This is a genomic window from Streptomyces sp. NPDC033165 (genome assembly GCF_055577965.1).
In genome coordinates this window covers 382,307-406,448 of record NZ_JBVIPK010000006.1, presented here as the reverse complement: position 1 = coordinate 406,448, position 24,142 = coordinate 382,307, and the positions used below count along the sequence as shown (strand labels likewise).

General features: G+C 69.4%; 22 protein-coding genes. 9 read left to right on the top strand and 13 right to left on the bottom strand.

Going from position 1 to position 24,142, the window contains the following annotated elements; translation table 11 throughout:
- Nucleotides 1–74: 74 nt before the first annotated feature.
- Nucleotides 75–641 carry an acyl-CoA thioesterase gene (locus tag ACZ5WC_RS17815; RefSeq protein ID WP_311119837.1) on the bottom strand — a complete coding sequence of 189 codons (567 nt, stop codon included), beginning with the start codon at nucleotides 639–641 and terminating at the stop codon, nucleotides 75–77.
- A gap of 117 nt (nucleotides 642–758) precedes the next feature.
- Here ACZ5WC_RS17815 and ACZ5WC_RS17810 point away from each other — a divergent pair, with 117 nt between their 5' ends.
- Nucleotides 759–2,084 (top strand): LCP family protein, encoded by a 1,326-nt coding sequence (locus ACZ5WC_RS17810; RefSeq protein WP_468541653.1) that lies wholly within the window; start codon nucleotides 759–761, stop codon nucleotides 2,082–2,084.
- A 35-nt stretch (nucleotides 2,085–2,119) separates the two neighbouring features.
- Here the strand turns inward: ACZ5WC_RS17810 and ACZ5WC_RS17805 are convergent, their stop codons facing one another.
- Nucleotides 2,120–3,166, bottom strand: a complete 1,047-nt coding sequence (locus ACZ5WC_RS17805; RefSeq protein WP_468541652.1) for a DUF5954 family protein — start codon at nucleotides 3,164–3,166, stop codon at nucleotides 2,120–2,122.
- Nucleotides 3,167–3,648: 482 nt separating this feature from the next.
- On the opposite strand from ACZ5WC_RS17805, the gene ACZ5WC_RS17800 reads away from it, so the two are divergent.
- Nucleotides 3,649–4,614, top strand: coding sequence for a hypothetical protein (locus ACZ5WC_RS17800; RefSeq protein WP_468541651.1), 966 nt, complete (start codon nucleotides 3,649–3,651; stop codon nucleotides 4,612–4,614).
- 163 nt (nucleotides 4,615–4,777) lie between these two features.
- Here ACZ5WC_RS17800 and ACZ5WC_RS17795 read toward each other — a convergent pair whose 3' ends face one another.
- The 5 genes from ACZ5WC_RS17795 to ACZ5WC_RS17775 all read right to left on the bottom strand — a co-directional run bounded on the left by ACZ5WC_RS17795 (nucleotide 4,778) and on the right by ACZ5WC_RS17775 (nucleotide 9,680).
- The gene (locus ACZ5WC_RS17795; RefSeq protein ID WP_468541650.1) at nucleotides 4,778–5,380 is read right to left on the bottom strand and encodes a hypothetical protein; all 603 of its coding nucleotides are present in this window, start codon (nucleotides 5,378–5,380) and stop codon (nucleotides 4,778–4,780) included.
- Between the two features lie 3 nt (nucleotides 5,381–5,383).
- Nucleotides 5,384–7,633 (bottom strand): DUF6571 family protein, encoded by a 2,250-nt coding sequence (locus tag ACZ5WC_RS17790; RefSeq protein WP_468541649.1) that lies wholly within the window; start codon nucleotides 7,631–7,633, stop codon nucleotides 5,384–5,386.
- A 14-nt stretch (nucleotides 7,634–7,647) separates the two neighbouring features.
- Nucleotides 7,648–8,109 carry a hypothetical protein gene (locus ACZ5WC_RS17785; protein ID WP_468541648.1) on the bottom strand — a complete coding sequence of 154 codons (462 nt, stop codon included), beginning with the start codon at nucleotides 8,107–8,109 and terminating at the stop codon, nucleotides 7,648–7,650.
- A gap of 267 nt (nucleotides 8,110–8,376) precedes the next feature.
- Nucleotides 8,377–9,213, bottom strand: coding sequence for a class I SAM-dependent methyltransferase (locus ACZ5WC_RS17780; RefSeq protein ID WP_468541647.1), 837 nt, complete (start codon nucleotides 9,211–9,213; stop codon nucleotides 8,377–8,379).
- Nucleotides 9,210–9,680 carry a hypothetical protein gene (locus ACZ5WC_RS17775; protein WP_468541646.1) on the bottom strand — a complete coding sequence of 157 codons (471 nt, stop codon included), beginning with the start codon at nucleotides 9,678–9,680 and terminating at the stop codon, nucleotides 9,210–9,212. The genes ACZ5WC_RS17780 and ACZ5WC_RS17775 overlap by 4 nt, the downstream gene beginning before the upstream one ends.
- Before the next feature lie 123 nt (nucleotides 9,681–9,803).
- On the opposite strand from ACZ5WC_RS17775, the gene ACZ5WC_RS17770 reads away from it, so the two are divergent.
- Together ACZ5WC_RS17770 and ACZ5WC_RS17765 are read left to right on the top strand one after the other, a co-directional pair.
- Nucleotides 9,804–10,376, top strand: coding sequence for a dihydrofolate reductase family protein (locus tag ACZ5WC_RS17770; protein ID WP_468541645.1), 573 nt, complete (start codon nucleotides 9,804–9,806; stop codon nucleotides 10,374–10,376).
- 346 nt (nucleotides 10,377–10,722) lie between these two features.
- Nucleotides 10,723–11,316, top strand: coding sequence for a MepB family protein (locus ACZ5WC_RS17765; protein ID WP_468541644.1), 594 nt, complete (start codon nucleotides 10,723–10,725; stop codon nucleotides 11,314–11,316).
- Nucleotides 11,317–11,617: 301 nt separating this feature from the next.
- Here ACZ5WC_RS17765 and ACZ5WC_RS17760 read toward each other — a convergent pair whose 3' ends face one another.
- Nucleotides 11,618–12,391 carry a helix-turn-helix domain-containing protein gene (locus ACZ5WC_RS17760; protein WP_468541643.1) on the bottom strand — a complete coding sequence of 258 codons (774 nt, stop codon included), beginning with the start codon at nucleotides 12,389–12,391 and terminating at the stop codon, nucleotides 11,618–11,620.
- Between the two features lie 322 nt (nucleotides 12,392–12,713).
- Between ACZ5WC_RS17760 and ACZ5WC_RS17755 the strand changes: the two genes are divergently transcribed.
- Together ACZ5WC_RS17755 and ACZ5WC_RS17750 are read left to right on the top strand one after the other, a co-directional pair.
- Nucleotides 12,714–13,214 (top strand): glycine-rich domain-containing protein, encoded by a 501-nt coding sequence (locus tag ACZ5WC_RS17755; RefSeq protein ID WP_468541642.1) that lies wholly within the window; start codon nucleotides 12,714–12,716, stop codon nucleotides 13,212–13,214.
- Between the two features lie 74 nt (nucleotides 13,215–13,288).
- Complete coding sequence (locus ACZ5WC_RS17750) at nucleotides 13,289–13,918, top strand: class I SAM-dependent methyltransferase (RefSeq protein ID WP_468541641.1); 630 nt, start codon at nucleotides 13,289–13,291, stop codon at nucleotides 13,916–13,918.
- Nucleotides 13,919–14,858: 940 nt separating this feature from the next.
- On the opposite strand, the gene ACZ5WC_RS17745 is transcribed toward ACZ5WC_RS17750, so the two are convergent.
- Nucleotides 14,859–16,016, bottom strand: a complete 1,158-nt coding sequence (locus tag ACZ5WC_RS17745; protein ID WP_468541698.1) for an acyl-CoA dehydrogenase — start codon at nucleotides 16,014–16,016, stop codon at nucleotides 14,859–14,861.
- Between the two features lie 206 nt (nucleotides 16,017–16,222).
- Between ACZ5WC_RS17745 and ACZ5WC_RS17740 the strand changes: the two genes are divergently transcribed.
- Both ACZ5WC_RS17740 and ACZ5WC_RS17735 read left to right on the top strand, forming a co-directional pair.
- Entirely contained in the window at nucleotides 16,223–17,566 is a 1,344-nt protein-coding gene (locus ACZ5WC_RS17740) for a UDP-glucose dehydrogenase family protein (protein WP_468541640.1), read from the top strand.
- Between the two features lie 190 nt (nucleotides 17,567–17,756).
- Nucleotides 17,757–18,959: a GDSL-type esterase/lipase family protein gene (locus ACZ5WC_RS17735; protein WP_468541639.1), complete on the top strand. Its 1,203-nt coding sequence runs from the start codon at nucleotides 17,757–17,759 to the stop codon at nucleotides 18,957–18,959.
- A 216-nt stretch (nucleotides 18,960–19,175) separates the two neighbouring features.
- On the opposite strand, the gene ACZ5WC_RS17730 is transcribed toward ACZ5WC_RS17735, so the two are convergent.
- The 3 genes from ACZ5WC_RS17730 to ACZ5WC_RS17720 are packed head-to-tail and all read right to left on the bottom strand — an operon-like array spanning nucleotide 19,176 to nucleotide 22,069.
- Complete coding sequence (locus ACZ5WC_RS17730) at nucleotides 19,176–20,369, bottom strand: dipeptidase (protein ID WP_468541638.1); 1,194 nt, start codon at nucleotides 20,367–20,369, stop codon at nucleotides 19,176–19,178.
- A gap of 9 nt (nucleotides 20,370–20,378) precedes the next feature.
- Complete coding sequence (gene purE, locus ACZ5WC_RS17725; RefSeq protein ID WP_311119852.1) at nucleotides 20,379–20,921, bottom strand: 5-(carboxyamino)imidazole ribonucleotide mutase; 543 nt, start codon at nucleotides 20,919–20,921, stop codon at nucleotides 20,379–20,381.
- The gene (locus ACZ5WC_RS17720) at nucleotides 20,918–22,069 is read right to left on the bottom strand and encodes a 5-(carboxyamino)imidazole ribonucleotide synthase (protein WP_468541637.1); all 1,152 of its coding nucleotides are present in this window, start codon (nucleotides 22,067–22,069) and stop codon (nucleotides 20,918–20,920) included. Before ACZ5WC_RS17720 ends, purE begins: the two co-directional genes overlap by 4 nt.
- Nucleotides 22,070–22,244: 175 nt before the next feature.
- Here ACZ5WC_RS17720 and ACZ5WC_RS17715 point away from each other — a divergent pair, with 175 nt between their 5' ends.
- Nucleotides 22,245–22,793 (top strand): GtrA family protein, encoded by a 549-nt coding sequence (locus ACZ5WC_RS17715; RefSeq protein ID WP_468541636.1) that lies wholly within the window; start codon nucleotides 22,245–22,247, stop codon nucleotides 22,791–22,793.
- Nucleotides 22,794–22,852: 59 nt separating this feature from the next.
- Here the strand turns inward: ACZ5WC_RS17715 and ACZ5WC_RS17710 are convergent, their stop codons facing one another.
- Entirely contained in the window at nucleotides 22,853–24,118 is a 1,266-nt protein-coding gene (locus ACZ5WC_RS17710; protein ID WP_096627034.1) for an ATP-binding protein, read from the bottom strand.
- Nucleotides 24,119–24,142 lie beyond the last annotated feature (24 nt).

Below are 24,142 nucleotides of genomic sequence, written 5' to 3'. Positions count from 1 at the left end.
GGAGCTCCTGGGGTTCCGGAGCCTGCAAGGGTTCCCGCGGTTCCCGGAAGCCCGTGGGGCTGTCGCGGACGGGGTCAGTCGTCGATACCGTCCGCCGCGCGCTTCTCGCGCAGTTCCTTGATCGCGCGCCGGCGGGCGAGTCGGTGGGTACGCCGGATCTGCGCCTCCTGGTAGCGCCGCTTGTCGCGCTCGGTCTCGGGGATCACCTGCGGCACGGAGCGCGGTCTGCCGTCCCCGTCGACGGCGGCGAAGACCAGATAGGCGCTGCCGACCTGCTGGGCGGGGGTCGACTCGTTCCAGCGCTCGGCCATCACGCGGACGCCGACCTCCATCGAGGAGCGGCCGGTCCAGTTGACCTGGGCGCGTACGTGGACGAGGTCGCCGACGCGGACCGGCTCCAGGAAGACCATCTCGTCCATCGAGGCGGTCACGGCGGGGCCACCGGAGTGCCGGCCGGCGACGGCGCCCGCGGCGTCGTCGACCAGTTTCATGATCACGCCTCCGTGCACCGTACCGAGGAGGTTGGTGTCGCTGCCGGTCATGATGTGGCTGAGCGTGGTCCGGGAAGCCGCGGTCGGCTTGCCCGGAATCTCGCCATCCGAGCGGCTGGCCTGATCTGAACGGGTGGCCTGATCTGTCATACAGTCCACCTTATGCGCGGGCCCCGATCCCGCAGAATGCATCAGGTTCGCTACAGCCCTGGTGCGATTTCCCTTACACCCTGTAATAGCCGTGGCAAGGGACGGCACACTGGTCGGATGAACGATTGGCCCGATCGACGGACCGGTGACGGCAGCGAGCGCTACGGCCGGGGCAGTGCCAGCCCCCAGCCCGAGAGCGCGCGGTCGATGCCGCACGTCCAGCGCCGCCCGGCACCGCCCCGCAGGCCGCAGACGCCGCCGCAGAGGCCTCAGGTCCCGCCGCAGGGCCAAGGGTACGACGACCGCTACCGAGCCCCGGCCCCCGGTTACGGCGACAGCCCCGACGCCGGTTACGACAGCGGCTACAACACGGGCCAGGTCTACGGCGGCGGCAACGGCTCCGGCCGGGGCGGCGGCCGTCGCGGTGCCGGCGGTGACGGCGGTTACGTCCAGGGCCGCCCCGCCCCGGACTGGCGCCGCCGTATCAAGCTCGGCGCACTGACCCTGGTGGTCGTCCTCCTCGCGGTCTCCGTCTCGACGTACTTCTGGGCCGACTCGAAGCTGAAGCGCGAAGTCGACCTCTCCAAGGTGATCGAGCGGCCGGAGGCGGGCGACGGCACGAACTACCTGATCGTCGGCTCCGACAGCCGTGAGGGCATGTCGGCCGAGGAGAAGAAGCGGCTGCGCACCGGTTCCGCCGAGGGCAAGCGCACCGACTCGATGATGATCCTGCACGACGGCTCCAGCGGCCCGACGCTGATCTCGCTGCCGCGCGACTCCAACGTCGAGATCCCGTCCTTCAAGGGCTCCGAGTCCGGCAAGATGTTCCCGGGCACCGGCCGCCAGGTGAAGCTGAACGCGGCCTACGCCGAGGACGGGCCCGAACTGCTGGTGCGGACGGTGGAGTTCAACACCGGGCTGCGCATCGACCACTACGTCGAGATCGGCTTCGGCGGCTTCGCGCAGATCGTGGACGCGATCGGCGGGGTCGAGCTGGACATCCCGAAGGCGTTCAAGGACAAGAAGTCCGGCGCCGACTTCCAGGCGGGCAAGCAGACACTGAACGGCGAGCAGTCCCTCGCCTTCGTCCGGACCCGCTACGCGTTCGCGGGCAGCGACCTCGACCGTACGAAGAACCAGCAGAAGTTCCTCGCGGCGCTGGCGAGCCAGACGGCGACGCCGTCCACGATCCTCAACCCGTTCAAGCTGTACCCGACGATGGGCGCGGGGCTGGACACGCTGATCGTGGACAAGGACATGTCGCTGTGGGCGCTGGGCAACATGTTCTTCGCGATGAAGGGCGTCACGGGCGGCGACGGTACGTCGCTGAACATGCCGATCTCGGGCAGCATCGGGAGCAACCTGGTCTGGGACAAGGCGAAGGTGAAGCAGCTCGTGCAGCAGCTCAACAACGACGAGAAGGTCACGGTCAAGGGCAACTGACCCCCTCGCCCTCACCTCACCTCACCTCACCTCACCTATGAGCCGTGCGTGATGTTCCCGTGCTCGTCCATGAGGGGATGGATCTGGGAGGGGCCGTAGTCGTCCACGTCGGACGGGCGCGGCCTCTCCGGTCCGTCGGGCCCGATCCGCATCATGCGCTCGACGCGGACGACCTCGTACCGGCGCCCCCGCAGAACGAGTTCGTTGGGCCTCCGGCGTGCGGTGAACTTCTTCGCGGCCCTCTCGTGGAGGGCCGCTTCCTTCTCGTCCACCTTCATCCACTCGGGCAGCTCCGGCATGTCCGGCAGATCCGGCAGCTGGGGCACGGGCCGGGTGAGGCGGTGGACCAGGGCGCGCCGGGCGCCCTGCGGGGTCGAGTACTGCCCGGTCACCATCGACCAGGACAACTCCTTCCGCTCCACCACCCGGAACGTCGCCGGGAGGAGCACCACCCCCGGGTGGGTGGTCAACGCCCGCCGGGAGTCGGCCCGTACGTCCTTGGGGAAGCGGTCGGCGGTGTAGGAGAGGTTCAGCAGCCCCATCCGGTCGATCCCCTCGGACAGCCCGACGGCGGCCGCGTGGTCGATCACGAAGCCCTCGGTGCGGGAGGTGTCGGGCGCGTCCAGGTCCCAGCTGTCGTCGTCCGGGTCGGTGGCCCGGGGCGGCTCCAGCCGGTCGTCGCCGATCCGGGCGAACTCGTCGGCCCGCACGACCCGGTAGCGGACTCCGTCCGCCGTCACCTCGTTGACCGGCTTGGTCTCCAGCTGGGCCACGGCCGCCAGCAGCGACCGCCGCACGGCGGGGTCCTCGGTCTCGTCCCTCGCCTTGAACCACAGGTGCGAGTTCAGGTCGTCCCGGGCCATCTGCGGGAACCCGGTGTCGAGTTCACCCATCAGCCGCCAGCGCGGCCGGTCCCCGCGCCGCTGCTCGGCGAGCCCGAACAGCGGCCCCCGGACCACGATGCTCGGGTACTTGCGGACCGAGGCGAACGCGTCCACCTCGGTGACCTCAGAGACCGGGTCGTCGCGGTGGGTGACGTTGATGGTGAGGTGGTCCGGCGACTTCCCCGGGTGATCATCCATGCACTCAGTGTGCCGAAGGGGGGTTGCCGGTGTCAGGGTTTCCGCCACAAAGGGCGAACAGGGCGGGGAGTTGACGTACGCAAGGGTGCTCGCCCACCAGCCGGGGCGGGCCGAGCGCCCTCACGTACGTACGGGGGTGGCCCGTGCGCCTCAGCCGGCAATCGCTGCTCACACCGGGTCGTGGCGCGGCACGATCCGGTGAGGGTCCACCGGGTCGTGGCTGACCGCGACCCGGTGGACCGCGACGTCAAGTACTTAAAGAACCAAGAGAAATTACCCAACCCCACCCCACCCGATCCCGGTGGTCAGCTGCGGGAGGGGCTGGTCACCCACACGGGTGAGATTCACCAACTGGGCTGGATTTCGGACGGGTTGGCAGGCATATGCTCACGCTGACCACAACCCCAGACATGAGACGGCCCCCGCCGGGACGGCAATCCCGAACGAGGGCCTGACCACCAAGGAAGCGATGGACCTTCCCGATGGATACCCAGCACGATATCGCCCTCGCCCATGCCCTGACCGGGATTCACGAGCCTCTCCCGCCCTCCGGCGTGATCCACGTAGCGATCCCGCACACGAACCGGTTCACGATCGTCGGCAACCACCTCGCGCAGCACGCCGAGCTCTCCCTCGCCGCGATCGGGATCGGCGTACACATCCAGTCGCTGCCCGCCGGGTCCCAGGTCGGCATCAAGGCGCTCACGGCCCGCTTCGCCGAGGGCGAGACGACGATCGCCTCCGCCCTGCGCGAGCTGGAGACCCACGGCTACCTGCACCGGACCCGCGTGCGGCTGGCGAACGGCCGGATGGTCACCCGCACGGTGTTCTGCAACCATCCGGGTGCGTTGCTGCGGGGCGGGGCCGCGGTGGTGCCGATGCCGGTCGTGGCACCCCCGGCACCCGTGCCGGTGGGGCCGCCTGTGCTGCCCGTGGGGGCGGCTGCGGTGCCTGAACCCGCGCCCGAACCCGCCCCCGCACCGGAAGGATCACACCCCCCGGTACGCGTACCGCCGCGCACCGCACCCAAGCCGCCGCGTCGGCCGCTCCCCCAGCCCCGCGAGCTCACCCCGGAGCTGCGCCGGGCCTCCTCCGCGCTCCTCGCCGACCTGCGGCGTCACGCGGAAGAACTGGTGCTCTGCGAGCAGGACATCGAGGAGCTGGCCCCCGGTGTGGCCGCCTGGCTGGAGCGCGACGCGCAGCCCGACGCGATCCGCCATGCCCTGACGGCCGACCTCCCGCAGCCGCCCAGAAGCCCGGCGAAGCTCATCAGGCACCGCCTCACCGTGCTCCTGCCGCCGCCGCTGCCCGGCACCTCGGATCTGCCCCCGGTCCGCCGTGCCGTCGTCATCCCCCTCCAGAACTGTGACCGCTGCGACCACGCGTTCCGTGCCACCTCACCGGGCCACTGCCGTGGCTGCCGGAGCGAGCTGCTGGGAGCGGCCTAGCGTGAAGGGCACGCCCCTTGTCCCCGGGCACGACATCCCCGGGCACGATCGAGGAGCGCGCACCGTGACCACCGCCCCATCGCCCCAGGACGACGTCCTCGCGCACACGGGGACCCCCGATGTCGAGGTGGAAGCCGAAGGGATACAGCCGTCCGCGCGACGGTCAATCCGCGCAGTCGTACTTCTTGACGAGCCTGGTGGCCGCTTCCCGCATCACGGTCACGTTGTTGCGCAGCGCGATGTCCACGTCGACGGGCCGTTTCCTCTCCAGCCTGGTCAGCTTCTCCTCGTCCTGCGAGGGCACGCTGAGCCACACCCTGATGTACGGGGCGGTCGAGCCCATACGGACGGGGCAGCCGGCAGGCAACGTGACCTCGGCTTCGTCGGGAAGCGCCCAGCCGGCGAAGCCGGGACCGAGGGGGACGGAGCCCTTCTTGTTGTACGGTTCGCTCCGGGTATCCGCGACGACCAGTTTGTAGACCCCGCGAGGGTTGTCGTTGTCGTCGTACGGGTTTGCGCGCCGCACCCAGCACCCTCTGAACACCGCGTAGTCAGTGGTCCTGCCCTTGCTCTCCCACTCGTCCGTACTGATCTCCCCACCCTGGCCGTCGTCGATCAGCTCCGCCGTCTCCCGGCTGAGCGCACCATGACACAGGCTCTGCGGCAACGGCGGCTTCTCCACGCTGTCGGGCCAGACACTCGCCGTCACCACGGCCACCCCGGCGACACCGAGCGTGATAGTCAACGGCAGCCACTTCTTGTCCATCGATTACTGCCCCGTCAGCTTGTTGGCCTCGGCCAGGCCACTCAGGTACCACTCCTTGGCCTTCGCCTGGAGATGGTTCTCGAACTCGCTGGGGCTCGCGTCCAGTTCCTTCTCTGAGAGCCCTCGTTCCAGCGCCACCCCACGCAACATGCCGTTCAGCTGTTCCAGGCCGCCTTCGTAATGCTCAATCCTGTCTTTGCGGGTCTCGGCGTCGACCTTGGCGTTCTCTTCGTTCAGGTCATCGCTCAGGCCCCAGTCCACCGAGCGCTGAAATGCGTCGCCGCCGAGCGGGATGGGGGTCAGCAGCCCCCCGACGATGTGGTAGTTGAGCATCTTCTCGTAGGCGTTGGCGTCCTTCTCCGCCTGGCCCAGGTCGGCGATGACGTCGTCGCGCACGCCATCGAGGTGACCGAGCACATTCGCGGACTGCTGGACCCAGGCCCGCAGCTCCTGATCCTCCTTGCGGAAAGACTCCGCCGGGAAGCCTTCGAGCCCCTCACCGATGACCACGGTCTGCGAGCCATGGATCATCTTGTAGGCGTTGGGGTCTTCCACTGTGGCGCGGATGATCCGGGTGAGGTCACCCCGGTCGATCTCCAGCTGGTTGAAGTCGGTCGGCCCGTCCATCTCCTTGCCGAGGATCTGGTGCACGTCGGAGCCGTAGTCGGCGATCATGTCGGCCATCGGCAGGCGCATGGTGACGGGGATGGCGCTCTGGTCCTTGCGGAGCGCCTCCGTGTACTCGCCCATCACCCGCTCGAAGATCGCGGTCTCGGCGGCATTGTGGTGAGCCGGTGCCAGGTGCAGCTCCGAACCCGGAACGCGGCCGGTGGCCGCGGCCTCAAGTGCGAGGCCGAGCTGGGCGCGGGCCGAGGTGTACTGCTTCTCGTCCGGCATCTTGCTCTCGACTTCACCACCGGGCCACTTCCGGTCCTCAAGGAAGTACTTGAGGTTGTCGGTGGTGTTCGGATCGAAGTAGTGGGTCGAGGCGGACGCGTTGCGGCTCATGGCGTTCAGCAGGCCCTTCATCGGGTCCTCCTGCGTGCCCTGCCAGTGCCTCAGGGGTCCGTCGTAGGCGTCGTCGTTGTCCGTCTCCCACTCACGGATGGTGTCGCCGACCTCGGTCAGGAAGGCCTCGCTGAAGACCGGGTCGTCCTCGTCCTTCCTCCAGGGCGAGGACTTCTCCTTGGGGTCCTTGTTCGGGTCGTACACGGCGTTGTCGCCGGGGTCGGCGGCCATCAGGTCCGTGAGGTCCTTCAGGGACGCGGCGCCGCCCACGATGAGCCCGGGGTGCTGGCGGACCAGGCCGTTGCCGTCGCGGGCCGTGGTGATGAGCTTGTCGGTCCAGGCCGAGGTGACACCGCCCGGGGAACCGATCGAGGAGTCGGGTCCGGTGGCGGTGGCGAGGGAGCCGGACAGCGCCTTGTAGAGGCGGGCGTCGGTGCTGGAGACCTGGCCGTCACGGCCGCCCGACTCCAGGCTGCTGGCGAGCAGCAGCACGGCCTCCTGCTGGTCACGGCTCCGGTAGCTGAGGTTCGTCATCAGCTGCTCGGCGAAGGCCGTCGAGTCCTTGCCTTTCTCGGCGATCGTGAGGAGCCGCTCGCGCTCGTCGCCGTCGAGGTGCTCCCAGCGGGCGTAGAGCTTGGCGGCCTCACGGCCGTTCTCCGCCTGCTGCTTCTCCTCGGCGCGCATCCTCTTGGCGTCGGCGAGGCCGTTGAGGTCGGTGCTGCCGAAATCGTTTGCGTGGTTGCGGATCAGTGCGCGCAGGCCCCAGGCGCAGAGCTCATCGGCTTCGTCGGCACGCTTCAGGATCCCTTCGAGCTTGCCGCGCAGCGCCTCGAACTGAGCCTCGGTGGCGAGGGGCTCGGTGCTGTCCTTGGAGCGGCGGTCGGGGTGTACCCGGTGGCTGAGAACGCCGTTGGGGTAGATGACGATGCCCGGCGGGGGGTTCTCGTACGCGTACTTGAGGTCGTCCTGGGCCGACTTGAAGAGGGCGTGGGCGTCCTTGAGGAGGTCACGTACCGACTCTGCTTCGGTGACCGCGTCACTGAATTCATTGGCGGTCTTGGTGACGAACTCCTTGGTGACGGTGGCGTTCTCGCCCGCCCAACTGGACTTGTCCGCCTTGGACTTCATCGCCTTGGCATCGGTCTGGAGAGGGGATTTCAGCTTGCCGATCATCTCGGTCCACTGGGTCACCGCAGTGGCGAGCGGGGTGAGCCGGGCGGTGAGGAGCTGCTCGAAGGTGGGCACGGTGACGGCTCTCCTTACCGGAAGTACTTACTGATCTGAGAAGCGGGGACGGCCCCGTCGTCCCCGGGGGCGACGGGCCCGACTATGCGCAGCTGTGTCTCGATCCACTCGTCGTCGGCCTTCTTCGACGCCTTCGTGTAGTCGAGGTGGTTGGAGATGTGGGCGCATGCCTGTAGGAGGGTCTTCACCTGCTTCTCCCAGGTTTCGGTCACTTCCGTGAACGCCGCGCCGGTGTCGAACCCGTCGCCCTTGAGGCCCTTGCCGGCGGCCTCGCTCGCCGCCTTCGCATGCTTGCCGGCCGGTTCGAGGCCGTTGAACAGCTTGAAGGCGGCGTGGCCGATGTCCCCCAGCTCGTCGTCCGAGACGACGTAGTCGGCCGACCCCTTCGCCGGGCCGGAACCCCCGGCGCCGCCGGCCTGGTTCAGCCTCATGGCGGCGGCGGCCTTCAGCTCGCCCCATTCCTTCGCGAATGACATGATCCCCACCCCGTATACCGCTGGAGAGCTGCTCCCCGCGACACGATACCCGTGTGATCAAACGATCCAGCAACAGTGCGTCACTGGCTTCCCGAGCAGGCACAAAGGCTCCGTTGAGGCGGTCACCCCCGCGAAACACCCCACTCTGACGGAGTTGCTGACCGAGTTCCGGTGAACGGCATCCTGTTCGTCAGCGCTCGGCAGGATCACTGCGTCTGACGCCGGTGCGCCGCACAAGCCGTGCTCCTGGCGAATCACCCATGCCCCCTACGCTCCCCCGTGTGCCAGCAACGCAACGTGCGGGAGCGCCAACCTGCCCTTCTTCGAACGGAATTCGCCACACAGTGCGTCGAACGCCTGCCTGGCCGCCGCCACCCCCTCCGCCCCCCGGCTGTTGAGGACCTGCCCGATCGCGCCGATCCCCCGCTCGGCCCCCGCCCACCACGTGTCGGGGTCACAGCAGTGCTCCCAGGCCGCCTCGGAGCACCGCGCCCCGAGGAGCCCGGCCGCGTCGAGCAGGGCGGCCAGGCCTTCCGGGTTACGGGGGAAGTCGTCCTCGGGGGCGAGTGCGGGGAGCCGGTCGGGGCGGGTGAGACCGGCGGCCCGCGCGGCACGGCCGATCAGGGTCTGGCCGGGCGCTCCGGGCGACCGCCAGATGGTGACCGCGACCCGTCCGCCGGGGCGGGTGACCCGGCGCAGCTCGGCGAGCGCTTCGCGCGGGCGGCCCACGTGGTTCAGGACGAAGTTGCCGACGACCGCGTCGAACGCGTCGTCCTCGTAGGGGAGTTCGGGGAGCCGGGCGATGCACGCCGCGATGCCCGGCACGGCCCGGCGGGACGCGTCCACCATGCCGGGTTCGGCGTCGGCCGCGTGCACGGCGGCACCGCGTGCGGCCGCCGCCAGGCTGACGGTTCCGCTGCCGCAGCCCACGTCGAGGACCCGGGCTCCCGGACCTACCTCGGCGGCGTCGAGGAGAGCCGGTACCAGGTGGGCGCAGAGGCGGGCGTAGGTGCGGGCGTACGCCTCGGCCTTGCCGGACCAGATGCGCCGCTCGGCACGGTCGAAGGGGGTGGTGGTGCGCGATGCCCTTGGAGGTGTGGTCATCCGGCGACTCCCTTCGGTTCGAGTTCGGCGAAGTCCTCGTGGAGCGCGTCGAGGTGGCGGCCGGTCGGTTCACCGGCCGGGGTCAGCTCCGCGATCCGCCAACGGGGCAACTGCTCCTCGACCTCGGCGGGCAGCGACCCGTCCGCCGGGTCGGCCAGGGCGTACAGCACCCCGAACGCGGTCTCCCGGGCCACCTCGCGGGCCAGCGCGCCGAGGTCCTCGGGGGTGAGCCCGGCGGCGAGGGCGCGGTCGACGGCGTCGGCGGCCGTGCCGTCGGTGCGGTAGGCGGCCACCCACTGCCCGGCGGCCGTGGCCCAGGCGTCGACGTCCTGCCACACCGTGCGCAGCAGCCGGTAGCGGGCGAGCTGCGGCAGCCCCTCGTCGACCTCGGACTCGGCCCAGTCGCGGGCGTCGCCGCCCGCGCCCAGGGCGGTGAAGAGGACGGTCAGTCTGTCGAGTTCAGTCATGTGCCGGGAGGCTAACCGATGAGTTTCTGCGCGGCGCGCGGTCAGTACATCCGTAATAGTGAGACGCAGTAGTGAAACGTAGTAGTGAGTCGTAAGAACCCAGCGACACATCCAGGAGACCCGATGCGCACCCTGATCAGCACCGCGTTCGTTTCGCTCGACGGCGTCGTGGAGGCCCCGGGCGGCGAGCCCGGCTACCGGAACTCGGGGTGGACCTTCAAGGACGTGGAGTTCCTCCCGGAGGCCTACGCCATCAAGGACCAGGAGCAGAAGGAGGCCGCCGCCATGCTGCTGGGCCGGGTCAGCTACGAGGCCTTCAGCCCGGTGTGGCCGGGGATGGAGGAGTTCGCGTCGTACAAGGTGATGCCGAAGTACGTCGTCTCCACGACCCTCGCCGAGGACGACCTGGTGTCCGACTGGGGCGACACCACGATCCTGCGCTCCCTGGACGAGGTGGCCGCCCTGAAGCGGACCGAGGGCGGCCCGATCATCGTCCACGGCAGCGCCGCCCTGAACAGGAGCCTCGCGGACGCCGACCTCATCGATCGCTACCACCTGCTCGTCTTCCCGCTCCTGCTCGGCGCGGGCAAGCGCCTGTTCAGCGACACGGACAAGGACCGCCAGAAGCTGAAGCTGGTCGAGCACGAGGCGTACGCGAACGGCATCCAGAAGAACGTGTTCGACGTCGTCCGCTGACACCGCGGTTCTTGAAGCTGCGGTTTCCGGATCGCGGTTCCTCGGGCTGCGGGGTCGTGGCTGCCTCGGCGGCAATTCCTGCCGTCCTGACCACCAGGGCCGGCCGGTCTTCGACTCGGAGTCCGCCGACCGGGGCGGCCTGCCCCACCCATCGGGGTTCCTCCGAGCTCGTCGTCGATCTTCACGTACGGGTGCGGTCAGCAGAGCGTCCAGGCAGTTCGGCACACAAGGGCCTTGGGCGTCCTGCCTGTGCTCCTGAGCACAGGCAGCATGCGCCATGGCTCCACGAGAGATACGTCCCCAGTCGGGTCGGCGACCGTCCATGCGTTCGTGACAGGGTGAACGAATGGCGACGAACCGCGAGTACTCACCCGATCTCCAACCGGCCGGCGTCACGCCGTGGCCGGACACCGACCCGGTCCACGGTGATCTCCTCGCGGCGAAGGCCCTCGTCTACGACCCTTGCGGGTTCACCTGCTCGCAGCCGGTCCCCGAAGCCGAGAGTGCCGAGTACGCCGCCCACACGTTCACCCTTGACGGACTCTCCATCCGATTCCGCGCGGCCAAGACGACCCCCACCAAGGTCGGCCAGTTCGTCACCGTATGGAAGAGGTCCCCCGGCGGGCCCATCCAGCCCTTCGACGCGTCGGACTCCGTCGACCTCTTCGTCATCAGCAGCCGTGACCAGCACCACCTCGGCCAGTTCGTCATCCCCAAGGACGTGCTTTGCCGGCACGGTGTCGTGTCGGTGAACGGTGTCGGCGGAAAGCGGGCCTTCCGCGTCTATCCGCCCTGGGTGACCACCACCAACCGCCAAGCCGGCAGGGCGCAGGCGTGGCAGCTGGACCACTTCCTGCACCTGCCCCAGGACGGGTCCGTGGACCCCGCCCGTGCCAAAGAGCTCTACCGCCCACGGGGTGGCACCGGCACGGCCGGATGAAGAGCCGGCACGACACCCGTCCGCGCGTCGGCCCCCGGCCTTCCCGCCCCCGCACGACAACGGCCCCCGGAAGGTGTCGAATTCCGGGGGCCGTTCTGCGCTGCTGCGCCGGGTCGTTACGGCAGGTTCCTCGCCATGACGATGCGCTGGACCTGGTTCGTGCCCTCGTAGATCTGGGTGCTCTACGGCATACGTTTGCCTGACCTGCGAAAACACCCTGCAAGTGAGGGGGTCGCCCAGGATTCCCCCAGGACAGGCCCAGAAGCGGTGCTCTCACGCATTAGGCACGTGAACCTGCCGCTCACTCTGGGGAAGCCGAGTAGCTTTCGACGCTGGCCCGTCCCGTGGAGCGGTCGAGCAGGCGAAGCTCCCAGGGCCCACTGTTCACGTCGAAGTCTTTTCCGAAACCGACCCACTTGCCTGCCATACGACGGCCCGTCGGCTCGATCAGTAGCTGGACGGCACCGTGGTACCGGGCACCGTGGTAGTAGCCGTCCACCGCCGTCTGTTCCGTCCACGTGCCTGTGATGATGTTCCGGTCCACGGTCAGATCCAGAGACAGAGGGCTGTCAGGATTGGTCGACGCTCCGGGCAGGCTCTGGGCAGTCAGCCTGTTGCCGTGCTGGACGATGACGACATGGTGCTTGCAGTCGAAAGTCTCGTCACGGCTGGACGAGTAGAACTCGTACCGAGACAGCCAGATACCTGCGTACTCTCCCTGCGTCTCCGGCTCCGGACTTGTGACGGCACTGGTCGTGCCGACTTCCCCAGCTTCCATATCGTGGCCTCCTGCGCCGTCTGAGTGGACGCGTGTCATGGGGATCGCAAAGCCTAGTGACTCGGGGGCGCGGCCAGTGAACTGTTTTAGCGCTCGCGCGTACAGCGGGCGGCACGTCCTGGTCATCCCGGACTCCCAACGCTGCACAAGTCGCTTGGAGGCATCGTTCGGTTCGCCCAGTTCCTCCCCCGCCCCACGTAATCCCTGGGCGAACTCGTCTTGGCTGAGATTCATCGACTTGCGTACGGAGGTCAGGACGTCGTTGGGAACTCGCCCGCGCTCGGCCGTAGTCGTCATGGTCCGAGGCTAGCGACGCAGCACCTTGAATGACACCGGGTTGACGCCCTGGGAGTGACGTCGATATGACGCCTGAGGGTCGTCTCGAACGTCGCCGCGATGGTCGAGGTTAATCCGGAGCATGGTCGACATGTCCATCCGCATCAGCGCCTACACGGTGAGAGCCAACGGTACGCAGACCGAGCCGCGAACCCTGTACGAGGGTGAGGGCGGGGAGCCCCTAGCGACTGGCCTGATGCCCCCGTGCCTGTGCCCCGGGTGCAGAGGCGGACGGCATGAACGGAGCACGTCGGACATCCAAACCACGTGGAGGCAAGCCAGCATGAATACGGCAGTAGTGATCCGCGACCCGAAGACGTACGTCACGCCGGACGTGTGGGAGCGGGAGGTAACCCTTCTCCTCCGGAACCCGGAGAACACCCGCGAACTGGCGGAAGCCAAGTTCGGGCAGGCCATCGCCTACCTGGTCACGTGCGGCGAGAACCCGGGCCTTCTCATGGGCCCGTCCGAGCAGGTGGACGAGGCATGGCACTCGTTCATGCTCGACTCGATCCCGTACCACCACTTCACCAACCGGCACTTCGGCCGGTACATCCACCACGTCCCCGAGCTTCCGGGAACGGCTGCCGGGGTCCAATGCCTCAGCGACGACGAGGCGACACGGGACGGGCACGACTCCAGGACCGGCGGCCCGCTGGTCCTGGAGCAGACGATCAAGGCCATCAAGGCTGTCGGGTTCGAGATCGACCCCGACCTGTGGGGCATGGAGAGTGCAGCCAACTGCAACCAGTGCCACGCCGGGTGCCACGACTCACCCAAGTAGAGCCGCATAGAAGTTGAGTTGGGGCCTACCCCGTACGTTGGGAGTAGGCCCCTTCTGCTGGAAAGGATCACCGCATGTCATTGGCTGAGTCCTGGGACAAATACGCGGTCGGAAGCAAGCCGCGCAGGGCAGTGAACGCCACAGGTGAGACGACGTGGCTGAACTGGACCCAGTACGCCGATCACGGGCCGAACGAGAGCGTTCTTGGCCCTGTCGCCGGACGTCGGGTGCTGGAACTCGGCTCAGGCAGCGGGAGCAACCTGGCCCACCTGGTCACGCTGGGTGCGACGGGTCTGGGAGTGGACGTTGCACCTGCCCGCGAAACGGTCGCAAAGGAACGCTGGGCCGGTCTGACAGGTATTGAGTTCCGCACGGCAGAGGCAACGGCCTTCCTGAGCGAGACGGACGAGACCTTTGACGTCGTGCTCTCCATCTTTGGCGCCGTGTGGTTCGTCGAGCCGCACACACTGCTACCGCTGATTCGATCCCGTATGGCTTCGGGTGGCACTCTCGCGTTCTCCCACCTCCCCGCCGGAAGTCAAGACGTGAAACCAGGCGGGGCGGGGTTGCGTCACAACCACAGCCTCGATGCATGGGAGCACCTGCTCACAGGCCACGGATTCGCGGCGGTGTCAGCATCGCTGATCGATCCGCCGCAGGGCAGGACCGTGGGCACGATGCTCGTACGCGCGCTGGCACGCTGACCGATCACGACGGCGACGCTGACCATCGAATGAACGCCCCTGCCATTCGCGGTAGGGGCGTTCAAATCCGTGATGGTCTCGGAACACGACAGCAACGCACGGCGGCTGACGACCCGCGAGGTCCTGGCCATGCTGGATGGGGCCCCGCCCCGGTACCGAGCAATGCTCTGGCTCATGGCGGGATGCGGGCTCCGCATCGGTGAGGCCATGGCCGTCTCGCGCGATCAGATCGACTTCCAGACCGAGGTCCTGCGCGTCGCTTTCCAGATTGCGGAGGACGGCGAATCCGAGTCAGGCAAGAGCAGTGCGCTCCAGCGGCGGCACATCAAGGACCGCGACGAGGAGGAGCCGGGGCGAGTCGCGCCTCTTCCTCTGAATGTGGCCTTCGAGCTACGCAGACACATCAAGAACCATGGTGTGCGGGACCGGAGAGGCTGCTGTTCCCGAATGTCACCCGGACCGGGTACGTGTACGCCTGGTACTTCTACCGGCGGGTCTGGTTGGCGGCCCTGACGAAGGGCGGGGTGACCTACTGCAAGCCGCACTACACGGGTCCCGGTTGCTCTACGCGGGCGTCCCTGAGAACGATGTGGCCGACTGGATGGGGCACAGCAGCACGGACGTGCTCCGCGAGCACTACCACTACGTCTTCTAAGGAGCCGAGCAACGCGGACGTGCTGCTATCGCAACCATGTTGACCCCCGGCGCGGACGACCCTACTGAGCGGGCCGAAGCCGCCTGACCCAGCCCACACGAAAGGCCCCCGGCATCGCTGGGGGCCCTGTCGTTTATACAGGTCAGCACCTGTTCCCAGTCCAGTGTCCGCCCAGGATTTGCCCAGCATGATGCTCAGCAAGGGCCCGGAAGGGGCCCGAACGGATCGGAAGCCGATCAGCGCTTCAGGACCACTCCAGGAGGCTCCTGACCTGCGAAAAGCCTGCTACGGCAGGTTCCGCGCCATGACGATGCGCTGGACCTGGTTCGTGCCCTCGTAGATCTGGGTGATCTTGGCGTCGCGCATCATGCGCTCGACCGGGTAGTCCCGCGTGTAGCCGTAGCCGCCGAGGAGCTGGACGGCGTCCGTGGTGACCTCCATGGCGACGTCGGAAGCGAAGCACTTGGCGGCGGCGCCCTGGAAGGTGAGGTCCGCGTCTCCGCGCTCGGACTTGGCGGCGGCCGCGTAGGTGAGCTGGCGGGCGGCCTCGATCTTCATGGCCATGTCGGCGAGCATGAACTGGATGCCCTGGAAGTCCGCGATCGGCTTGCCGAACTGCTTGCGCTCCTGGACGTACCCCTTGGCGTAGTCCAGCGCGCCCTGGGCGATGCCGAGGGCCTGGGCCGCGATGGTGATGCGGGTGTGGTCCAGGGTCTTCATCGCGGTGGCGAAGCCGGTGCCCTCCGCGCCGATCATGCGGTCGACAGGGATGCGGACGTTGTCGAGGTAGACCTCGCGGGTCGGGGAGCCCTTGATGCCGAGCTTCTTCTCGGGGGCGCCGAAGGACACGCCCTCGTCGGACTTCTCGACGACGAACGCGGAGATGCCCTTGGAGCGCTTGGTCGGGTCGGTGACCGCCATGACCGTGTAGTACTCGGAGACGCCCGCGTTGGTGATCCAGCGCTTCACACCGTTGAGAACCCAGAAGTCGCCGTCGCGCACGGCCTTCGTCTTCATGCCCGCCGCGTCCGAGCCGGCGTCCGGCTCGGAGAGTGCGTACGAGAACATCGCGTCGCCCTTGGCGAGCGGGCCCAGGTACTTCCGCTTCAGCTCCTCGGAGCCGGAGAGGATCACCGGGAGCGAGCCGAGCTTGTTGACGGCCGGGATCAGGGAGGAGGAGGCACAGGCGCGGGCCACCTCCTCGATCACGATGACCGTGGCGAGCGCGTCGGCGCCGGCGCCGCCGTACTCCTCGGGCACGTGGACGGCGTGCAGGTCCGAGGCGACCAGGGCGTCCAGCGCCTCCTGCGGGAAGCGGCTCTCCTCGTCGACCGCGGCGGCGAAGGGGGCGATCTTCGTCTCGGCGAGCGCACGGATGGTCTCGCGGAGCATGTCGTGCTCCTCGGCCGGACGGTACAGGTCGAAATCGGTCGAACCCGCCAAGACGCTCACTCCCCAAATGCTAACTACCGTTAAGTAACTCAATTTTAGTGTGCCGACCGCCCGACGGCATACGTGACCAGCACGTGAGCTTGCCGACAGGGGTGGGACATAGGGGACCTATCGGGCGGATGGAGCTGCGGATTCCGGCCTCCCCCGCCCCGACTATGCTCGGTCCGCACCTTCGCCCGTACCTCCAGGAGCACTCCATGGCCCTCAGGATCACTGTGATCGGCACCGGCTATCTCGGCGCCACCCATGCCGCGGCCATGGCCGAGCTGGGCTTCGAGGTCCTCGGGCTCGACGTCGTACCGGAGAAGATCGAGCTGCTCTCCACCGGGCGCGTGCCGATGTACGAGCCGGGGTTGGAGGAGCTGCTCCAGAAGCACGTCGTGGGCATCGAGGGCTCCACCGGGCGGCTGCGCTTCACCACGTCCTGGGAGGAGGTCGGGGAGTTCGGGGACGTGCACTTCGTCTGTGTGAACACTCCGCAGAAGCACGGCGAGTACGCCTGCGACATGAGCTATGTGGACAGCGCCTTCGAGTCGCTCGCCCCGCGGCTCACCCGGCCCGCCCTGGTCGTCGGCAAGTCGACCGTCCCCGTCGGCTCCGCCGCCCGCCTCGCGGCCCGCCTCGCCGAGCTGGCTCCGGTGGGCGAGGGCGCCGAGCTGGCCTGGAACCCGGAGTTCCTGCGCGAGGGCTTCGCCGTGAAGGACACCCTGCACCCCGACCGGATCGTCGTCGGCGTGCAGAGCGAGGGGGCCGAGAAGCTGCTGCGCGAGGTGTACGCCGTGCCGGTCGCGGAGGGCTCGCCGTTCGTGGTGACCGACTTCCCGACCGCCGAGCTGGTGAAGACCTCCGCCAACTCCTTCCTCGCCACCAAGATCTCCTTCATCAACGCCATGGCCGAGGTCTGCGAGGCCGCCGACGGCGACGTCGTGAAGCTCGCGGAGGCCATCGGGCACGACGAGCGGATCGGGAGCAAGTTCCTGCGGGCCGGGATCGGGTTCGGCGGCGGCTGCCTGCCCAAGGACATCCGCGCCTTCATGGCACGCGCCGGTGAGCTGGGCGCCGACCAGGCCCTGACCTTCCTCCGCGAGGTCGACTCCATCAACATGCGCCGCCGCGGCCACATGGTCGAGCTGGCCCGGGAGGCCGTGGGCGGCGAGTCGTTCCTCGGTAAGCGGGTGGCGGTGCTGGGCGCCGCGTTCAAGCCCGACTCCGACGACGTACGCGACTCCCCCGCCCTCAACGTCGCCGGGCAGATCCACCTCCAGGGCGGTCAGGTGACCGTCTTCGACCCGAAGGGGATGGACAACGCCCGGCGACTCTTCCCGACCCTCGGCTACGCGGACTCCGCGCTGGAGGCCGTGCGTGGTGCGGACGTGGTGCTGCATCTGACGGAGTGGCGCGAGTTCCGCGAGCTGGACCCGGCGCAGCTGGGTGAGGCCGTATCCCGCCGGATCATCCTGGACGGGCGCAACGCCCTGGACAGCGCGGTCTGGCGCGAGGCCGGGTGGACCTACCGGGCGATGGGGCGGCCGAAGGCCTGAGGCTCCCTGGCCAGGCCCGCCGGGAAGCCCGTCTTCTTCCCTTTTATCCGGCTCCTTCTTCGTCGCCACCGGCTTCTTCTTCGTCTCCACCGGCTTCTTCTTCGTCCGGCTCCTTTCGTCCGTCCGGGCAGGAATCCGTGCGGGCAAAAATCCGTGTGCGTTCCAAGCATCCGGTTGGCAAGGTAGGAGCATGGACGACTCGTACGACCCCGCTCCCGCCTCCGACGCCGCCCAGTGGATCTCCACCCCGCTCACCGACTCCCTGCTGCGCGGCGCCCTCGAACTGGAGCGCACCGAGCGCGGCGGCCTCCTCCCCCACCGGCTGCCCGCCCGTGCCCGCGCCCAGTTCGGCGGTGACGGACAAGTGGCCCAGGCCGAGGCGCAGCCCTCCGGTGTGCGGGTGGTGTTCCGTACCCGGGCCACCGCCGTCGAGCTGGACGTCCTCCGTACGAAGATGGGGTACCGGGGTGTTCCGCCCCGCCCGGACGGGGTGTACGACCTGTACGTGGACGGCGAGCCGGCCGGCCGGGCCACGGCGGGCGGCGGCAACGTGGTCATGGTCGACATGTCCGACGGGTCCCGCGAGACGATCCCCGGCCCGGTCGGCGCGGTGCGGTTCGCCGGGCTGCCCGAGGGCGAGAAGACCGTCGAGATCTGGCTGCCGTACACCGAGACCACCGAGCTGATCGGGCTGCGCACCGACGCCCCCGTGAGCGCCGTGGAACCGGGCGGGCGGCGGGTGTGGCTGCACCACGGCAGCTCCATCAGCCACGGTTCCAGCGCCGAGAGCTCCGCCACCACCTGGCCCGCCCTGGGGGCGACCGCGGGGGGTGTGGAGCTGGTCAACGTCGGCCTGGGCGGCAGCGCGCTGCTCGACCCGTTCACCGCGCGCGCTCTGCGGGACACCCCGGCGGACCTGGTCAGCGTCAAGATCGGGATCAATCTGGTGAACCTCGACGGGATGCGGCTGCGCGTCTTCGGGCCCGCCGTACACGGTTTCCTGGACACGATCCGGGAAGGCCATCCGACCGCGCCGCTGCTCGTGCTCTCGCCGGTGTACTGCCCCATCCACGAGGACACCCCGGGGCCCGCCGCGCCGGAGTTCAGCGACGGGAAGGTCGCGTTCAAGGCCATGGGGGACCCGGCGGAGGCGGCGTTCGGCAAGCTGACGCTGAACGTCATCCGCACGGAGCTGGCCCGGATCGTCGAGGAGCGGGCGGCGGACGATCCGAACCTGTACTACCTGGACGGCCGCGAGCTGTACGGCGAGGCGGACTTCGCCGACCTGCCGCTGCCCGACCAGCTGCACCCGGACGCGGCCGCCCACCGCCGCATGGGCGAGCGCTTCGGGGCACTCGCCTTCGGCCCGGGGGGACCGTTCGCGGCCGCGTAGCCGGTTCGGGGGCCCGCGTACCAGGCCCGCCGCCCGGTAGACCCGTGTTGCCGGGTCCGCCGCCCCGTAGCCCGCGTCCCGGGCCCGGCCGCCCCGTAACCCGCGTGCCGGGTCCGGCGCCCCGTAACCCGCGTCCCGGACCCGGCCGCCCCGTAAACCGCGTGCGGGGTCTGGCGCCCCGCCGTCCCCGTACGTGCCGAGGCAGCGGGCCCCGCGTCAGCCGAGCGGGCCGTCCAGCTCCGCGATCGTCGCGTGGGACGGGCCGCGTACGCTCTGTTCCTCGCGGGCGACGGCTTCCGCGTCGCGCAGCACCCGTACGGCGTTCTGCCAGGTCAGCTTGGCGAGGTCGCCCTCGGACCAGCCGCGTCGCAGCAGCTCGGCGATGAGGTTCGGGTAGCCGGAGACGTCCTCCAGGCCGCGCGGGGTGAACGCGGTGCCGTCGTAGTCGCCGCCGATGCCGATGTGGTCGATGCCCGCGACTTCGCGCATGCGGTCCAGGTGGTCCGCGATGGTGGCCACCGTGGCCTCGGGGCGCGGGTGGGCCGCCTCGAAGTCCTCGTGGATGCGCATCGCGACCGGGGTGGTGTCCAGGTGGTGCAGGCCGTGCTCGCGCATGTTGCGGTCGGCGGCCAGGGTCCAGGCGACGGCCTCGGGCAGCACGAACTTCGGGACGAAGGTCGCCATGGCGACGCCTCCATTGGCCGGGAGGGCCGCGAGCACGTCGTCGGGGATGTTTCGGGGGTGGTCGCAGACCGCGCGGGCCGAGGAGTGCGAGAAGATCACCGGCGCGGTGCTGGTGGCGAGCGCGTCGCGCATGACGCCGTCGGCGACGTGCGAGAGGTCGACCAGCATGCCGATGCGGTTCATCTCGCGGACGACCTCGTGGCCGAATGCGGAGAGACCGCCGAGGCGCGGCAGGTCCGTCGCGCTGTCGGCCCAGTCGATGTTGTCGTTGTGGGTGAGCGTCATGTAGCGGACGCCCAGGTCGTACAGCGCGCGCAGGGTGCCCAGGGAGTTGTTGATGGAGTGGCCGCCCTCGGCCCCCATCAGCGAGGCGATGCGGCCCTCGGCGCGGGCCTTCTCCAGGTCGTCGGCGGTGAGCGCGCGCCGCAGGTGCGTGGGGTAGCGGGCGATCAGTTCGGCGACGATGTCGATCTGCTCCAGCGTGGCGCTGACCGCCGCGTCGCCGGTCAGGTCGGTGCGCACGTACACGGACCAGAACTGGCCGCCGACCCCTCCCGCCCGCAGCCGGGCCAGGTCGGTGTGGAGCAGGCCGCGCTGGTCGGCGGCGATGTCCCGGGCGTCCAGGTCGTAGCCGACCTGCTCGCGCAGGGCCCAGGGGAGGTCGTTGTGGCCGTCGACGACGGGGTGGGCGGCGAGGAGTTCGCGGGCCCGCTGCACGTAGTCCATGCGCCTGCCCTACTTTCCGAAGCCGAAGGAGTCGGAGCCCTGGACCTTGGCCCGCAGGCGCTTGCCCTTCTCCGTGGCCTGGTCGTTCAACTCCTGGAGGAACTCCCCCATCCGCTCCTGGAGCGCGGGGTCCTGCGTGGCGAGGATGCGGGCGGCGAGCAGGCCCGCGTTGCGCGCGCCGCCGACCGAGACGGTGGCGACGGGGACCCCGGCGGGCATCTGGACGATGGAGAGCAGGCTGTCCATGCCGTCCAGGTACTTCAGCGGCACCGGGACGCCGATGACGGGCAGCGGGGTGACGGAGGCCAGCATGCCGGGCAGGTGGGCGGCCCCGCCCGCGCCCGCGATGATCGCCTTCAGGCCACGGCCCGCGGCCAGCTCTCCGTACGCGATCATCTCGCGCGGCATGCGGTGGGCGGAGACGACGTCGACCTCGTACGGGATCTCGAACTCGTCGAGCGCCTTGGCCGCCGCCTCCATGACGGGCCAGTCGGAGTCCGAGCCCATCACGATGCCGATCACGGGTGCGGCCGGTGCGGAGGGGGAAGTCATTCGGTGATCGTTCCTCGCAGGTAGTCGGCCGCGTGCCGGGCGCGCTCCCGCACGTCCGCCAGGTCGTCGCCGTAGGTGTTGACGTGGCCGACCTTGCGGCCGGGCTTCACGTCCTTGCCGTACATGTGGATCTTGAGCTGCGGGTCGCGGGCCATGCAGTGCAGATACGCCTGGTACATGTCCGGGTAGTCGCCGCCCAGGACGTTGCACATGACCGTCCAGGGGGCGCGCGGGCGCGGGTCGCCGAGGGGCAGGTCGAGGACGGCCCGTACGTGGTTGGCGAACTGGGAGGTGATCGCGCCGTCCTGGGTCCAGTGGCCCGAGTTGTGCGGGCGCATCGCCAGCTCGTTGACCAGGATGGCGGGCTTCCCGTCGGGTCCCCGGGTCTCGAACAGCTCCACGGCCAGGTGGCCGACGACGTCCAGCTCGGCGGCGATGCGCAGTGCCAGCTGCTGGGCCTCGCCCGCCAGCTGCTCGTCCAGCCCCGGGGCCGGGGCGATCACCGTGTCGCAGACGCCGTCGACCTGGAGGGACTCGACGACCGGGTAGGCGACGGCCTGGCCGTGCGGCGAGCGGACGATGTTGGCCGCCAGCTCCCGTACGAAGTCGACCTTCTCCTCCGCGAGGACCGGGACCCCGGCGCGGAACGGATCGGCCGCGTCCGCCTCGGAGCGGACGAACCACACGCCCTTGCCGTCGTACCCGCCGCGCACGGTCTTGAGGATGACGGGGAAGCCCCCGACCTCCTCGGCGAACGCGGCGGCGTCGGCCGGGTCGCTCACGATGCGGTGGCGGGGGCAGGGGGCGCCGATCTCCGTGAGTTTGGCCCTCATCACCCCCTTGTCCTGGGCATGCACCAGGGCGTCGGGGCCGGGGCGCACGGGGATGCCGTCCGCCTCCAGGGCCCGCAGATGCTCGGTCGGCACGTGCTCGTGATCAAAGGTGATCACGTCACAGCCCTGCGCGAAGGCGCGCAGCGTGTCCAGGTCGCGATAGTCGCCGATGACGACCTCGCTCACCACCTGGGCGGCCGAGTCCTGGGGAGTGTCACTGAGGAGCTTGAATTTCAGGCCGAGGGGGATGCCCGCCTCGTGGGTCATACGGGCGAGCTGACCGCCGCCGACCATGCCGACTACCGGGAACGTCACGCCTCCAGGGTATCCGCCACGCCGGTGCTCCCCGGACGGCCGTACGGATGCTGTGCTGCTCGCCGCCCCGCGGACTCAGGGGCGTCACACGGGAGGGCTGGTTAGCATGGCTGGGTTGACGTGTGTGCGTCGACGCCATCCAGACGCCTTCCAACGGACGGGGCCAGCGATCACCATGAGCGAACGGGGCGCACTGCGGACCCGGCTTGAGCTGCTGGCCCGGGAGGTCGCCAAGTTCGGCGCGGTCGGCGCTTTCGGCCTGCTGGTCAATATCGCGGTCTTCAACCTGCTGCGGCACACGACGGACCTCCAGGTGGTCCGGGCGAGCGTGCTGGCGACCTTCGTCGCGATCCTCTTCAACTACGTGGGCTTCCGCTACTGGACCTACCGGGAGCGCGACAAGACCGGCCGGACCCGTGAGCTGACGCTGTTCCTGCTGTTCAGCGCGGCGGGCGCGGTGATCGAGACGGGCGTGCTGTACCTGGCGACGTACGGCTTCGGCTGGAACACGCCGCTCCAGAGCAATATCTTCAAGATCGTCGGCATCGGTATCGCCACCCTGTTCCGCTTCTGGTCCTACCGGACCTGGGTCTTCAAGACACTGCCCGCCACGGACATCAGGGAGACCACGGAGACCAAGGAGACCGTGGTGAACGCGGAACGGTTTCTGGAGCAGCGTCGGCCGGCGGAAGAGCGAGTAGCGCCCGACCCCGTACGGAACTGACGCGACGCGCTCGCCCGGTACAGCCCCCGTACGGAACTGGCCCGGCGCCTTCTTCGTTGTCAGCGCACCGGGCGCTCGGGTTCCTTGCGGTCCAGCGGGACCCGGCTGAGGAAGAGCGCGAAGACCGCCGGGTGCTGCTGGAGCAGTTCGAGCCGCCCGCCGTCCGCCTCCGCGAGGTCGCGGGCGACGGCGAGGCCGATGCCGGTGGAGTTGCGGCCGCTGATGGTCCGCTCGAAGATCCGCGCCCCCAGCTCGGCGGGGACGCCGGGGCCCTCGTCGGTGACCTCGATGACGACCTGGTTGCCGGTGACGCGGGTGCGCAGGGCGACGGTGCCGCCGCCGTGCATGAGGGAGTTCTCGATCAGCGCCGCGAGGACCTGGGCGACCGCGCCCGGGGTGCCGACGGCGCGCAGTCCGTGCTTGCCGGAGCAGACGAGGGCCCGGCCGGTGGAGCGGTAGGCGGGGCGCCACTCCTCGATCTGCTGCTTGATGACCTCGTCCAGGTCGAAGACGACGGCGGATCCGGTCCGCGGGTCGCGGGAGTTGGTCAGCAGCCGCTCGACGACGTCGGTGAGGCGCTCGACCTGCGTCAGGGCGATGTTCGCCTCCTCCTTGACCGTCTCGGGGTCGTCGGTGACGGAGATCTCCTCGATCCGCATGGAGAGCGCGGTCAGCGGTGTCCGCAGCTGGTGCGAGGCGTCGGCGGCGAGGCGCCGCTCGGCGGTCAGCATCCGGGCGATCCGCTCGGCGGAGGCGTCCAGTACGTCGGCGACCCGGTCCAGCTCGGGCACCCCGTACCGCTTGTGGCGCGGGCGGGGGTCGCCGGAGCCGAGGCGCTCGGCGGTCTCGGCGAGGTCGGTGAGCGGGGAGGCGAGCCGGTTGGCCTGGCGTACGGCGAGGAGCACTGCGGAGACGATCGCGAGCAGCGCCACCGCGCCGATGATCAGCAGCGTGCGCCCGACCTCGCGGGTGACGGAGGAGCGGGACTCCTCGACGGTGACCTTCTCGCCCTGCTCACCGGTCTCGGTGGCGCGCAGGACGCTGCCGTCGGGGCGCTCGCCGACGGTGATGGGGGCCCGGCCCGGGATCTCGATCAGGGCGAACCGGCTGGGGTCGATCTGCTCGGACAGCACTCCGGAGTTGATCACTTCATCGCCCAGCAGACGGCTGTCGACCACGCTCATCAGCCGCAGAGCCTCGGACTCGACGCTCTCCTGGGCGCTGGCGCTGATGGTGCGCGTCTCCACGATCACCAGCGATACGCCGAAGACGGCGATGACGACGAGCACCACGGCGAGCGTGGAGTTGATCAGGCGGCGGCGCATGTCCGCCGGACCCGTTGCCGTACG